Source organism: Belnapia sp. AC561, assembly GCF_979252845.1.
In genome coordinates, this window is the sequence record NZ_CEEDBP010000041.1 from 44,891 (window position 1) to 58,689 (window position 13,799).

11 protein-coding genes are annotated in these 13,799 nt (G+C 68.4%); 3 read left to right on the top strand and 8 right to left on the bottom strand.

Going from position 1 to position 13,799, the window contains the following annotated elements:
- Positions 1 to 115: 115 nt before the first annotated feature.
- Together AC0IW9_RS25310 and AC0IW9_RS25315 are read right to left on the bottom strand one after the other, a co-directional pair.
- On the bottom strand, positions 116 to 1,183 hold the full coding sequence (locus AC0IW9_RS25310) for a hypothetical protein (RefSeq protein ID WP_471651065.1): 1,068 nt from the start codon (positions 1,181 to 1,183) through the stop codon (positions 116 to 118).
- Positions 1,184 to 1,197: 14 nt separating this feature from the next.
- Positions 1,198 to 3,489 (bottom strand): glycosyltransferase family 4 protein, encoded by a 2,292-nt coding sequence (locus AC0IW9_RS25315; RefSeq protein WP_471651066.1) that lies wholly within the window; start codon positions 3,487 to 3,489, stop codon positions 1,198 to 1,200.
- 237 nt (positions 3,490 to 3,726) lie between these two features.
- Between AC0IW9_RS25315 and AC0IW9_RS25320 the strand changes: the two genes are divergently transcribed.
- Together AC0IW9_RS25320 and AC0IW9_RS25325 are read left to right on the top strand one after the other, a co-directional pair.
- Complete coding sequence (locus tag AC0IW9_RS25320) at positions 3,727 to 3,972, top strand: type II toxin-antitoxin system Phd/YefM family antitoxin (RefSeq protein WP_471651067.1); 246 nt, start codon at positions 3,727 to 3,729, stop codon at positions 3,970 to 3,972.
- A complete protein-coding gene (locus tag AC0IW9_RS25325; protein ID WP_471651068.1) occupies positions 3,972 to 4,361 on the top strand; it encodes a type II toxin-antitoxin system VapC family toxin in 390 nt (129 codons plus the stop codon). Before AC0IW9_RS25320 ends, AC0IW9_RS25325 begins: the two co-directional genes overlap by 1 nt.
- 133 nt (positions 4,362 to 4,494) lie before the next feature.
- Here AC0IW9_RS25325 and AC0IW9_RS25330 read toward each other — a convergent pair whose 3' ends face one another.
- The 3 genes from AC0IW9_RS25330 to AC0IW9_RS25340 all read right to left on the bottom strand — a co-directional run bounded on the left by AC0IW9_RS25330 (position 4,495) and on the right by AC0IW9_RS25340 (position 7,796).
- On the bottom strand, positions 4,495 to 5,649 hold the full coding sequence (locus AC0IW9_RS25330; RefSeq protein WP_471651069.1) for a tyrosine-type recombinase/integrase: 1,155 nt from the start codon (positions 5,647 to 5,649) through the stop codon (positions 4,495 to 4,497).
- Between the two features lie 14 nt (positions 5,650 to 5,663).
- Entirely contained in the window at positions 5,664 to 7,484 is a 1,821-nt protein-coding gene (locus AC0IW9_RS25335; protein WP_471651070.1) for a site-specific integrase, read from the bottom strand.
- 78 nt (positions 7,485 to 7,562) lie between these two features.
- On the bottom strand, positions 7,563 to 7,796 hold the full coding sequence (locus tag AC0IW9_RS25340; protein ID WP_471651071.1) for a helix-turn-helix domain-containing protein: 234 nt from the start codon (positions 7,794 to 7,796) through the stop codon (positions 7,563 to 7,565).
- A gap of 1,117 nt (positions 7,797 to 8,913) precedes the next feature.
- On the opposite strand from AC0IW9_RS25340, the gene AC0IW9_RS25345 reads away from it, so the two are divergent.
- Positions 8,914 to 9,771: a KilA-N domain-containing protein gene (locus AC0IW9_RS25345; protein WP_471651072.1), complete on the top strand. Its 858-nt coding sequence runs from the start codon at positions 8,914 to 8,916 to the stop codon at positions 9,769 to 9,771.
- A 261-nt stretch (positions 9,772 to 10,032) separates the two neighbouring features.
- On the opposite strand, the gene AC0IW9_RS25350 is transcribed toward AC0IW9_RS25345, so the two are convergent.
- The 3 genes from AC0IW9_RS25350 to AC0IW9_RS25360 all read right to left on the bottom strand — a co-directional run.
- The gene (locus tag AC0IW9_RS25350; protein ID WP_471651073.1) at positions 10,033 to 11,025 is read right to left on the bottom strand and encodes a Bug family tripartite tricarboxylate transporter substrate binding protein; all 993 of its coding nucleotides are present in this window, start codon (positions 11,023 to 11,025) and stop codon (positions 10,033 to 10,035) included.
- Positions 11,026 to 11,372: 347 nt separating this feature from the next.
- Positions 11,373 to 13,553 carry a VIT domain-containing protein gene (locus tag AC0IW9_RS25355; RefSeq protein WP_471651074.1) on the bottom strand — a complete coding sequence of 727 codons (2,181 nt, stop codon included), beginning with the start codon at positions 13,551 to 13,553 and terminating at the stop codon, positions 11,373 to 11,375.
- A partial coding sequence (locus AC0IW9_RS25360; RefSeq protein WP_471651075.1) for a hypothetical protein occupies positions 13,543 to 13,799 on the bottom strand: 257 nt, incomplete at its 5' end. The genes AC0IW9_RS25360 and AC0IW9_RS25355, both read right to left, overlap by 11 nt.

The window sequence follows — 13,799 nt, forward strand, 5'->3', positions numbered from 1 at the left end:
CAGCCCGACTTCGATCCAGACCGCCTGGTATTCATCGATGAAACCTGGGCTTCGACCAACATGGCACGCACTCACGGCCGGGCACCCCGGGGCGAGCGGCTGCGGGCAGGCCCTATCACCGGTCATAGGCATTTCCAGCCGGCGCCCAATCCGCCACGCCGGGCTGCTGCTTCGGTGCCCCCGGCGTGAGATCCGGACGGCGTGCCGGCTCCGGCTTCGGCGCAGCCTCGCCATCCGGCAGGACGGCGTAGCCCATCGCAGCCAGCCCTTCGGCTGCGGCGCGGTCATCCTTGGTCTGCCAGTCGGCTGGTTTCAGGCCACCGTCCTGGTCCTCGTGCCTGCGATGCTCCCGGCCCTGCCCGCGCGGCTCCGCCATTCCATCGTCAAGGCCCTGGCCATAGAGATACCACCACCGATAGCCGGGCCAGAGGTCGTAGCCGGGAAACTGGTCCTCGGTCCTGCTGCAAACACGATGCGACCCGGTGCTCGAGGCGGCATGCTTGGCGGCAGCGGGTGAGGCCTGTCTGGTCTGGAACTCGGGTCTGCCTGGTGTCCAAACTGCTAAGCTGTCGCCGGTCTGCATGACCACGACCCGGATACGGGGGACGCGGCTTGCCACATCCTCCGGCAGCAGGGAGAGCAGTTCCGCCATGGCCTCCTCCGGGATGCGGAGGGAGCCATCGGTTGCGGCATCGGTCAGCGGGCCACCATGGAGCAGGATCTCCGACCGCCCGTTGGCCTGCGCCTCCAGCGCCTGCCCGGACATCGGACGCAAGACGAGGGCACCCAGCATGCCGAACACCCGCTGGCGTTCCAGCCGGTCATGCCCGGGCACTAGGCGGATGATCTCGTATTCGCCTGTCGGGGTATCGCCATAGTGCCACAGTGGATCTCGCCCGGCATTACCGTTTGCCGCTGCCAAGCCCGCATCCGCGCGTCCCAGGGCGGGCCAGGGACCGCTTAGGATGGCGCCACGGGCATCCAGGGCGGTGAGCACGCCCGCCATATCCCGCCCGGCAGGCAGCAGGACCTCGATGCGGACCACGCCACCGAAGGTGGGCCGCTCCGGTGCAGGCTGATCAGGGATCGCCGCGGGCCGGGCCTCCGGCGGTCGGCTGGCGGGACCCGCGCCACGCTTCGGCCGCAGCGTGCCGCCCAGGAGACGGCCTAGCCATCCGAACATGCTTCCTGTCCCCCTCAGCGTCCCGTCAGGGCGTACTTGTAGGCCTCGGCCATGCCTGCCATGGAAAACCGCTCCCGTGCCCGCCTGCGGCCCGCCTCGCCCATGACACGGGCCAGTGCCGGATCGCGCAGGATGCCGGCGATGGCGGTTGCCAGCGCCCAGGCATAAGTGTCCGGATCGGCAGCGTCGGGCACAAGCCGGCCCGTCTCGCCATTGATGACCTGTTCCGCCGTGCCGCCATCCGGGTTGGCCACCACCGGGAGGCTGCAAGCCATCGCTTCGAGCGAGGTATTCGGGCAACCCTGCTCGGAGGAGACCATGAGCAGGCAGGCGAACCGGGGCAGAAACCCCGTCGCCCGGTGGTCCGGGCCGGCAAGATGGAGGTTTGGCGGCAGGCCCTCGGGGCCGCAGGCATCGAGCAGCATCCGCCAGCCGGCGTCGCCGCCTTCGTCGTGCATGCCGCCGACCACAGTCAGGGTCGCGCCCGGCAGTAGGCGGCCAAGTGCCCGGGCGACAAGGGGCAGCAAGTCAGGTCGCTTCTCCGGCACCAGCCGGCTCAGGGTCACCACGGCGCGTGCCGGATCGGCACCATCGGGCGGACCGGGGCCCTCGCCTGGTAGCAGGGGAGGGCCAGGGTCGGGGACGCCGTTCGGGATGATCGCCAGGCTCCGGGGCCGGCCGCAACCCGGTAGTGGACCACCGCCCTGGTATTTGGCGACCAGCAGGTCTAGGGCGGCGAGATATTGGTCCGGCTCCAGCGCCAGGGCCTGGCCCGACAGCAGCCTGACCCGCTCGAGGCTGGCGTGGGACATCGGGCCCGGACTCACGTCGGCCAAGCGGATCGGGCCACCCGCCATGGCCTTGGCTACGGCAGTCCTGGTTTCCGGATCGAGGTTCCAGAAGACCAGCGCCTCGGGCGCCAGGGTACGGGCCAGCGCCATGATCCGCCCCGCCCGCCTGTCCAGGCCGCCATCGCCGGCGAGATCGAGGAACGCCACCCCCATCGCCTGCGCCCGCTCCATGAAGCCGGGCACGCCGACCGGACCACAAACCGCGACGGTCGGCCTGATCCCCCACGCCGGCAGTTCTGCGACGAGGTTGCACAGGCTGCGCTGGGCGCCGCCCACATCGAGATTCGACGTGACGAAGAGAAGGCGGCCGGACACCGGCCGGAGGGGGGCGCCCGGGCCAAGGGCAAGTGTCCAGGGCCAGGCATGCGCTACCGCCTGCCGCAGCCAGTCGGGTCGGGACATGCCGGGACCAGGAGGACGCACGACGGCGCGCAGGATGGCATCGGCCCAACCCCCGGCCGGCGTGCCGGGCGGCAGCAGTTCGTCGCCGAGACCGATCGCCTCGGCCTGCCCGCCGACGTCCGCGGTCACCACCGGCACGCCGGCCGCCACGGCTTCGAGGCTGGCGATGGATACGCCTTCGTAGTCGCTGGTGGTCAGGACGACGTCGAAGGCCTGCAGCAGGGCTGCCGCATTCGCCACGGGACCGGGGATAGCGATGGCGGCACGGACGTCGAGCCGCGCCGCCTCGGCCTCCAGCGCCGCCCGCGCCGCCTGCCCCTGACTGCCACGAGTGGCCCCGAGGATGGCGAGGCGGGCGGGAACGCCGCGCGTACGCAGCGCGGCAAGAATGCGGACGGCACGGTCATGCCGCTTCTGCGGCACGATCCGTCCGACCATGCCGATCAGCAGTGTCTCCGGCTGGCAGCCGAGGGCCAGACGAATCACCATGCGCTGACCAGCCTCCAGCGGTGGCGGCGCCGGCACGGCATGGCGGAAGACCCGGATGGGCTTGCGCAGGCCGCGTACCGCAAGGTCGCGGGCGACCGCCTCGCCACAGGCGACGACGAAGGGAACGAGGGGGGAGGCATCCCAGGCCATTGGGTCATCCGTCCATCCCAGGGCCGCGTTGTGCGCTACCGGGACGGTCGGACACCCCAAGGCCCAGAGCGTGCGGAGATCCGCGGCGGAGAGCACGTGACAATAGGCGGCCAGGCCCGATGCCTGGGCAAGATCCGCGGCCATTTCCATGCGCGCCGGGTGTGGCAGGCTGCCGAGGCGGTGCAGGGTGATGCCCGGCTGTTCAGCAAGCGGATGCTCCTGGGGCGCATCATGCAGGGCCACGATGACTGCTTCGGTGCCGCATTCCGCGAAGGCCCGAGCGAGATCGGCGACCATGCGCTCGGCCCCGCCCAGGCTCAGCGACGAAACGACATGGACGTGGAGGGGCGGGCGGGAGGCGGTATGGCGGGACAGCCCCGCGTCCGTGACTGGTTTCCATGCAGGCGCGGACACCAGGAGACTGCCCGCGCTGCTGTCCATTGCTGCCCTTGTCACCTGCGTCTTTTGGTAGGATGCCGAGCAGATCTTCGACTGGCAATCGACATGCCCATACGGCGGCAGGATGCGGCGCATGGCTTTGCTATCGAACCGTTCACAAAACGGACCGGTCTAGCACCACCAAGACAACCTGCTTTCAGGTTACACGCCCATTGCCTATATGGACCCGACTTAGTCCAGTCCGGAGGCAGCATGCAAACGGTCAACATTCACGCCGCAAAGACCCAGCTCTCCCGCCTGGTCGACGAAGCCGCGGCAGGGCAGGAGATCGTCATCGCCCGTGCCGGCAAGCCGGTGGCCCGGCTGATGCCCTTGGCGTCGCCGTCGCCGCCCGTGCCACGACGCGTCCTCGGCATCCTGGCAGGCCAACTCCAGGTGCCCGCTGATTTCGACGCGCCCTTGTCCGACGACGACCTCGCCGGCTTCGAGGGGCGCTGATGCGCCTGCTGCTCGACACCCACATCCTGCTCTGGGCGCTCGACACGCCAGCCCGGCTGGATGACAGAACCCGGGCCCTGCTCGAGGATCCGGCGAATGAGGTGCTGTTCAGCGCCGCCAGCATCTGGGAGATCGCCATCAAGGCCAGGCTCGGCCGCGCCGACTTTCCCATGCGCCCGGAGCAGATCGCCCAGGCAGCCCGTGACACCGGCTTCACCGAGCTGCCTGTCCGGGCCGATGCCGCGGCGCGGGTCGCCGACCTGCCGCTGCATCACCGTGATCCCTTCGACCGCCTGCTGGTGGCACAGGCGATGGTCGAGCCGATGCGGCTTTACACGGCCGATCCGCTGCTGCCGCCTTATTCTGAACTGGTGTCGCTGGTCGGCTGAGAGCGGACCGCCCCACGCCTCGGGCCTGCTGGTAGGGCGCGCTACCTCCGCTTCGCTGCGCCGATGTAGTGATGCCACCGCGCGACATGAAAGCCGCACAATCCCGATATGAGGTTGTGCGGCTTCCGACGCCTTAAGGTTTTGATGGAGGCTTCCGGTTTATGCCGCGACCATCCTTGGGGGCATCATCCGGTGCAGGACCCTCCTCTGCCAGGCGCCGCAGATAGGCCCGGGCTTCCTCGCGGTCCTCGTCCAGCCCGGTGAGGTAGGCAGCGCCAGCCGCGGCCCGCAGCCCGCGGTCGTAGTGCTGCTCGTGGACCCGACCACCGATGCCGAGCAATACAGCGCCAATGCCGGGCGTATCCGGCGCCATGAGGGGTGCTGTGGTGCCGATGCTGTGCCGGAAGCGATGCACCCCGAAGGCATTCTCCGGCCCAAAGCGCTTGGCCGAACACCAGCGGATGCGCTTTTCGATCCCGGCCTCCTCCAGAATCTTGCCACCCCAGTTGATCCACATCGCGTCGCTGACCTCGCCGTCCAGCAATTCGCGCCGTTCGACCGCGACGTAGCGCTCGAACCATGGCGTCAGGCTGGCGGGCAGGGGGACGCGATGGGGCTTGTCGGTCTTGATGTCGGGGACGTCGAGCGTCATCCACCACTCCACGCCGTCGAACCGGATCTGCTGGCCGAGCCGCATGACCTGCACCGAGCCCAGGCGTGGTCCGGCCGCGGCCAGCAAGGCGATCAACAGCCCGTCCCGCAGCATGACCCGCCGTCTGCAGGGCGCTGACAGAGTCAGGGCCTCCTCCATCAACTCGAAGCCCCAGGCGTAGAGGGTGGCGCTGTGATGTACCTCGAAGCTGCGCTTCTCCATCGCCAGCTGCTGCCGCAGGGGCACCCCGCCCGGCCGGCTCAGCCAGGCGACCTGGGCGCGCGGCTCCATGATACGGATTGCCGTCTGCAGTTCCTGGAAGCGGCCGACGATGGTGTAGTCGCGGTTGCCGAGGGCGACCAGCTCGTCGAGGTAGGCCGCTGCCCGGTCCTCATCCAGGCGCGCCAGCGGCCCGACCTCGGGGTCAAGCCAGCCGTAATACTGCAGAAACCCAAGCCAGCGACCATAGCCTTCCATCGTCTTCTCGAGGCTGGCGGGGGCCAGCCGCGCGGCCAGGCCGCGCTTCGAGAACCGACCCCGGCGGGCGGCGATCGCCGCCTCCCAGAGGCGGTGGTCGGTTTTGGGCCAGTCTGGCGGGACGAAGCAGCGGCGGCGTGGGTCGATGATGCGTGCCATGATGCCGTCCTCCCTCAGCGCCGGCCCTTGGGCGTCTTGCTGACTGCCCTGGCGCGGACCAGCCGCCGCGCCTCGGTCTTGTCCTGCTCCAGGCCACCGTGGAACAGCCGCGCGGCCGCCTCGCCTTCCAGGCCGCAGTAGGTCCCGATGGTGGTCTCGATCGAACTGTGGCCCAGAGCGCGCCGGACGATCTCGTACTGCCCGGGGTAGCGGTTCAGGTGCCGCCACGCCGCGAAGTGCCGCAGCAGATGCGGATGCACCGCGAGGTCCAGCTCACGCCGGATGAGACCCTTGATGCCCTCGGCGAGGGCGGCCTGGCTCTTGGAATTCGCCGCGTCGAGCGCCGGAAAGAGGTGGGCGTTGGCCATGCCGTGGCCGGCCATCACCGGACGCCAGACCCGGCACCAGACCTCCAGCAGCTTCGCCGTCGCCGGCGGCACCGGCCATTCCACCACATCATGGTTCTTGGTCTCGGTGCCCTCGATGACGATGTGGGTGACCGAGCGGCCGCCCGGGCCAAGCCGCTTCAGGTGACGGTCCAGCCGCAGCCCGGTCAGGTTCTTCATCCGCAGCGGGCAAGCCAGCAGTACCTCGATGGCAACCGCGATCATGAACCGCTGCGCCATCTTCGCATCTGTCGGATCGACGGCGCGCGCTTCCTGCTCGATCCCCTCCGGCAGCAACAGCAGGCGGCTGCGGTTGTAGGGCTGGATCAGCTGCATCAGGCGCTCGCGCACCTTGCCGGTCAGGCCGACCTTGCGGCGGGGCTGCGTCAGCTTGCGCATCTCGCGGAGCTCGTCCGCCACCTCGCCGGTCAATCCGAGGAAATGCACCCCGATGATGAACAGCGTGTCGGCGATCACCGCGAGCTGGCCACCGACGATCTCCGGCTCCTCCTCATCATCATCCCGCTGCTTCGGGGGCAGCCGGGCGATGGCGCGTGCCTCGAAGAAGTCGAGGATGTCGCTGGCATAGCGAATTATATAGTCAAAGCCGGTGATGGCGGCCGGATCGTGCCCCATCTGCACAAGGGCACCCAGCATCTGCAGGACGGAAAAGCTGCGTGTCTTGAGGGTGGCAGGCCTGCCCCGGCGCCTGCCGCGGCGTCCTTTGAAATGGCTCCTGCCCTGGCTGGGGCTCATCCACTCTCGGTGCTCGGCGTACTCCGCTTGCAGACTCTCCGGAAAGTACGTGATGGGAAAGGTATAGGGCTCGCGCTGCCGTGGCGCCTGCAGAGGCTGGCACCGCTGCAAAGCAGGGCTGCTGGCAATGATCCGGTTCCAGGCGCGGACGATGGTCGGGCCCCGCTTCGAGGCCTTGCCATCCAGCCGGGTGATCACCTCCTCCGCCAGGAAGTCCGCGAAGACCGGGTCGGTGAGTTGGTCGGGCTCGATGAACCGGATAGCGCAGAACCGGGCCATCCGCCGCAGGCCGGCCCGCTGCGGTACGACGAGGGCGGCATCGAGCACCGCGATCCAGGCCGGGGAGAGGCCCGCCTCGCCGCAGATCCGCGGCTGCCGTAGCCCGATAAACTCTAGAGCTTTGCGGTCCGACAGCTTGATGTTGCGGAATCGTTCGTAGCTTTTGCCGAAGTCGGTGCAGTCCTTACGGAACAGGTTGTGGTTCAGCCAGATGACGTCGCAGGGCACGGCTGTAGGCGACAATCCCAACATCGCCGCGGTCGTCCGGAGATCCGATGACCAGATGCGTTTTTGATCTCTGGTCAACGTGTCAGAGGTCTCGATTGTGGTGATCAGGTCCTCGAAATTAAGGTCGAGCCGGGTGATGATCCGGGGCTGGCGTTGGGCGGTGATCGTCTGTGAAATGGCGTTCATTGGGGACCTCGAGAGCGGAGCGGACAGGCGCGGACAGGAGCGGCCATCATGGGGACGTAGCACCATTCACCACGGCAATTAGCGGTGCGGCGCTTTCATGCGGACCGCTAAATCCGTTGGCCCATCTACGTTTTCGTCATCCTCCACCGAGACAAGCCGCAGCAGATCGGACTCGCGGATCCGCACCGCGCCACCGACCGTCACGGCGCGCAGCACGCGTTGCTGACGCCATCGCCGGAGGGTGCGATCGCTGATGTTGAGCCAGGTGCAGGCCTCGGCGACGGTGAGCAGCCGGTCATCATCCATGCGCATGATGCGGCTCCTTCGCAGTCGTCGGCGCGGCATTCAGACGCGTGCGGCGACGACCGATCCACGCGGCATGGCTGGCCGGCGTGGTGGTCGTGGTGGATTGCCGCGTAACCCGACCAGGACCATGGAGGATTGGTGGGCAGTGACCGACAGGGCAGGCAGGCGAGGGGAGACGCGCAGCCAATGGCTGCGGTGATGGGGAGGGAAACATGGAGACGTGCCTCAGTCTGGCCCGATGCAATCGGACCTCGCCGCGCCCCAGCGGCGACAAACGGGGCAGCCCGGCTTTCGAGGTCCGGGAGGCTGGGTGCTCTCCCAGCGTGCGGCGCCGGAGCGCCGCTGACGAGCAAGGGTGCCAATAGCTGCCGGCACCAGGATAAAGGCGTGATCTTGATCACGCTCTATCGGGGCAAGAAAATCCTATCCCTGGTTGATGTGCCTGGCAATCGGATTTGTTTGCGAATGACTGCGGACGCCAATACAGTACGAAATAGTATTGAAATGATGGGGTGGCGTACCCATCTGTACTGCACGAGAGGCACGACCTCGCCGGCACCCTCGCTCCCCTGACAGCAACGCAGTCCGGGTCTTTCCCGGAAGGGTCGAGCACCAAGCCGGCCGGCGCAGGATCGCGCTGCCATTGCCTGCACGTCCCGGCAGCCCTCCCGCGCCGCCCCTGACCGGGCCCAGGGCCGGGTCGTGGGCCTCTCGTCTCTCCTCGTCCCCCGCCGCGGCGGAGCCCGCGTGGCGCCCTCCTGGACGCCGCCCGCGCCCGGCACCGCGCATCCGGCACTGAGCCGGCCGCACCTGCGAACCCTTGCCCTGCCAGCGGTGGCAGGACGGCGGCATGGATGAGGCTCACCCGGCGCCGCCCCGGACCCCTCCGGGATGCTGCGCCGGCCTGCCGCATACGTGCGGCAGCGGCGCGGGCCAGTCCCGCGCTAGGCAGTGCGGTGTCCGGCCATGGCCGGCTGCCGTGCCGGGCCCGGTCGCCATCGCGCGGCCGGACCCACCTGCCGCCCCTTTGGATCTCCAACCCGTCTCCCGTGGTCTCGGCAGCTCCGAGCCGACCGTTGCGGCCCGATTGAGCATGGGCCGAAACCCGATGTTGGAGATCCCAATGACCCCCATCGACAGCCTCAACTACCAGGGCACGCCCATTCGCCGCCGCGGCACCATGCTCAACCTGACCGACATGTGGCAGGCAGCCGACCGCCCGGCGAACCGGCGCCCTTCCGACTGGCTGCTCCTGGAGGAGACCCGGCGCTTCCGTGCCCATGCAGGCACCCACTGGACCGAGCTCGACGAGCCGGTCGCCGCAAATGCCGGCCACACCGGCATTTGGCACCTCGACACCGATGGCTTCATCGCCACCGTCCGCGGCCACCAGGGCGGGACCTGGGGGCACTGGCAGCTCGCGCTGGCCTATGCCCGCTATCTCGCCCCCGCCTTCCACCTCTGGTGCAACACCGTCGTCCGCGCCGCCATGGAGCGACCGGACGAACCTTCGGCCAGCAGCCTCGAGCGGCTGGCCCACCAGATCGCCCAGCAGATTCGGCAGCTGCACGACCGGCTCGATGTCCTCGACCGGCATGCCGCCGACCTGATGCTCCTGCAGCTTTCGGCGCAGGACCTGCTGCTGGGCCAGAGGAACAAGTTCTCGGGCGAGACCAAGGCCATCATCGTCAAGGTCACCGCGGCCGCGCCCTTCCTCGGCCGGTGTCCCTGCTGCGGCATTACACCGGTCCTCACCCTCGAGCGCCAGCCGGTCCCCGGCGCCGAGTTCGACCATGTCTTCCATCGCGGCCTGAACCGGCCGGAGCATGGCTGGCTGGTCTGCGCGGCGTGCCACCGTGAGCTGACCTACGGCGGCTACCTCGTGCGCTTTGAGCGGATCCCCAAGTTCCGGGCCTTCCAGGCCAAGGTCCTCGAATACCGCCGACGTAGCCGTCTCCAGCGCGCGTCGCTGGTGCCGTAGCCGTCACTCAAAGGTCCTCCCTCAGGGGAGGACCCACAAAGCCCCATGCCCTCAAACCGAGGTCATGGGGCTTTTTGTGTTCTGGACTTGCATGCGCCTTTCCCGAAAGCAATCGCGCTTCAGGTCCGATTGAAGAGCTTGGCATCGGCATTGCGGCCGTCGATGCTGGCAGCGGTCGCTGCTTCGAATTTCATGGCAGAGCGAAAAGCACCGCGCTTGATCTGTCGCACTTGAACCCGCGGCCATTCCGTCAGCGGCAGCTTACTGCATCTCGATACCGGCGGCCTTGATGGCCGCGGCGTTCCGCTCGATGTCGGCGGAGATGCGTTCGCGGAAGCGCCCGGGATCCAGCACGAAAATATCGCCTTGGGCCAACAGGGGAGCGCGCGCCGAGGGCGATGTCGCAGCCACCTGCATCATGGCATATAGCTTCTGCACCAGTTCGGGTGGCGTGTTGGCGGGCGCGACCAACCCGTTCCAGAAGACGGCGCTGAAGTCGGCGTAGCCGGCCTCCTTGACGGTCGGCACCTCCGGTAATTCACGCCATCGAGCTTCGCCAGTGGTGGCCAATGCCGCAAAGGTCCCTGCCTGGATCAGTGGCCCGCCCGTGGTGGGGGTGTCCAACAGCACGTCCACCTCACCGGCTACCATGGCGTTGGTGGCAACCGACGAACCGCGGTAGGGCACGTGCAGCATTCGGATACCGGCCACGGTCAGCAGTTGCTCCATATGCAGGTGTTGCAGGTTCCCGACGCCGGCCGAGGCGTAGGTGACCTGTCCTGGCTGACGCCGCGCCAGTGCGATCAGATCCTCGAGCGTACGTACGCCTTGGGTGCGCGGGTTGCGCGGATTGATCACCAGGATGAAGGGGCTGATGGTGATCGTGGCGATGGGCAGCAGGTCGCGCAGCGGATGGTAGCGCGTATCGCGGTAGAGCAGATGGTTGACGGTCATGGTGCTGGTGTTGCTGATCAGCAGGGTGTGCCCGTCCGTCGCTGCGGCCACGTGTGCGGCGCCGAGGGAGCCGTTGGCGCCGGTGCGGTTCTCGACCACCATGGGTTGGGGCAGGCGGGTGCGGAAGTCCTCGGCCAGGATGCGGGCGCAGATGTCGGTGGACCCGCCGGCGGGGTAGCCGACGATCAGCCGCACCGGGCGGTTCGGCCACGCAGCGAGGTCGGCTTGCGCCAGCCTGGGTGTCGCCAACATCGGAAGCGCGGCGGCGCCCAGGGCGCGCCGACCAAACAATGCTTTCATAGCCGATCTTCCTCCCGCAGCGCTTATGAAGCAGAGGCGCCGTTGCCGGGATCAGACCAGCTTCGCTGCGAACGGTCCAGACAAACGCTACCGGCGTCGTGCCATGCTGGTCGGCTGACGGATACGTTCACGGCGACGCAAACGCCATCGGCGTTGCCCGGCGATCTGGACACTCGTTCCCAGTTTCGCCACGAAAACCACCTCGGACTTCGTTGTCATCGCACCAGCGATGGTGAAACACCTTATCCAGCTGAACTACCGCTGATCAGGCCATGAAAATTCCCTGCCAGACTGTCCGGCCAATAACCGGATAGTCATGATCGTGTTCCAGCCTTACCCCGCTTCGTTCAGAGGCCAACTGCCCATGCTGCCGCCTCAAGCATCGTCCTATCGGCAGCGCCAAGAACGGCACGCGCCAGGCGCGCCGCGCTACGGCTAGACATTTCCTCGGCGCGTGCCAGCAGCGCTACGGCAACTGCTTCAGCCGTGACTCCAAGCACAGCGGCGAGATCCTGTACCGCACCGAGCTTTGCCACCGCCTCCAGATGCGTCAGCACGTCGGACGGCACGTTGCCCTGCAGCACACCCCGCCGCATTGCCTCCAGGTTGCCGGTCCAATCCACCCGGCCGAGGCAGGCCCTAAGATTTGAGAGCAGAGGCGCTGTTGGCAGTAGCGGCACTGGCGAGCCGGCCTTGGGAGAGTTTTGATTCAGCACGCGGTGAAATAGTCTGCCGGTGCCAGTTTGGCGCGGAGAGTTCCGGATGGACGGAGCCTGCTGGCCTCGGCCACCACCGCCGCTGGGCAATGCGCCGGCGCAGGCCGCAGGGGGTGGAGGTAACGCTGCCGCAGCACGAGCCGAGGTGCGCATGGCGGGCGTTCTGGATACCGAAGGGATGGCGGCGTCCATCGGGATGAGCGGATGCGGGTCAGCCAAGAGCCCCAGGGACATGAGCGGCACCTTGCGCTGGGCCGGGATGCCCTGCTGCGCCTCGCCCGCCGCATCCACCAGGACCATCGAGGTGAGGTGGCATACCACGCCTTCGGCCTCTGCCAGCGCCGCGGCTTCCTCCTCCGCCATGCACGGCAGCGCCAGCCAGGCCGCATAGGCGGCGATTGCGCGGCCCGCTTCGGCTTCGGCGGCAGTGGCGGACAGCGATAGGTGCTGGGCAGGCTCCCAGCGGGCGGTGACCATCATGCCGCCCATCAAGGTCGCGGCGGCCTCCGGCGCCTCACCCTCGATCCTCGGCTGGTGCAACCGGCCGCCGCGCAAGGAGGCGATGGCCTGTCGCAGCACCTCGGCAAGGTCGAGGCCGGAGGAGACGAAGATCTGCCCGCCGGTCAGCGCCGCCAGGTGCCCGACATTCGCCGCCAGGCTGTCCTCCCCGACCAGCACCACGGTGAAGCGGGCACCACGCCGCGCCAGCGCGTGAACGTCGAGGGCATGGCTTTGGCCATCGGTCACCAGCAGCACGTCCGCACCTTCACGGCCTGCCAGTACAGCCTCGATCGCCTGTCCCGTCTCGGTCCCGCCGGTCGGCGGCTGCAGCCGGGCAACCAACCTGCCCATGGCAGCAGCACCGATCCCGAGGCCCAGATGCCGCGGGAGGCTATTGAACTCCCAGATATCCAGCCGGTCGGTGGGATGCAGGCCGGCGACGATGCCTTTGAGGCCGCGCAGGGCCACCTCATGCTTGGAGGGTATCCGGACCTGACTCCCATGGCTGCCGGCCGCGGCCTCGTTCATGGAGCCGGAGTTGTCCAGCAGCAGGACGCCATCGAGCGCCGCGTCGCCCGGGGCCGCGGGCTCGACCGTCAGGGCAACAGTACGCCCATCCGCGGCGACACCGCGGAGGATCTGCGGCGCCGCACCGGCCACCCGGATGACAATGGGGGCATTGAGGGTGACGCGGGCCTTGCCCTCTACCAGCCTGCCGCCCTCGAGGGAGACGACGCCGCTGTCGCAGCTTACCTCGAGATCGGCCTCCAACAGGATGGGGGCATGGGTCAGGTCGTCGCTGTCCGGCAGCGGGCTGCGGCCATAGACGTCGCCGACCGTGGTTGGGATGAGCAGGATGGCGCCGTCCCCGGCGGCGGCCAGCGGGATAGCCCAGGTGCCAAGGACGGCGACCTCCTGGCCCGGCGGGACGTGGCCGACGCTGATCATGTGCACCCCCCGCAGCGCCTCCTCATGCAGCACGGCGGTGCGGCCGTCATCGATCGCCGTCTCGTAGGTTTCGCGGGCCGCCGACTTGCGCTGGGTGGCGGCAACGACCCGCCGCTCACCGATCCGCGCCGACATGCCGACCAGCGCCGCCTGGACCGGCACCGGGAAGGTCATGGTGGCCTCAATCGACTCCCCTTCGTCATTGCGGAAGCACCGCTCCGCCGTCACCAGCGCCAGATTGCCGAGGATGCGGATCGTGAAGCGGGTCGCGGCCAGCGGGATGGGCCGCTGCGTGCCGGCCACCATCGCCAGATGGCGGAACCCGCCCAGCGGGTCCTGGGCGGTGATCGAGCTAAGCGGCATCGGGGGTTTCCTTGGAACTGTGCTTGAGGAGGGCGTCGAGCGCAGCCTCGGCGAGATCGCCGATGGCGCGGGGGTGGGTATCGGGGGTGAGGAGCGCCGGGGTGACGACCAGCGTCACGCCGGGCGCCAGGGCGATCCGCGTACCGTCCCCCGCATTGGCCTCGGCTTCGAGCAGGATCCGGATCTGCGCCGGCTTGTAGTCCTGCCGCAGCCGCTGGTAGCGGCGGATCGCCTCGACATGGCTCT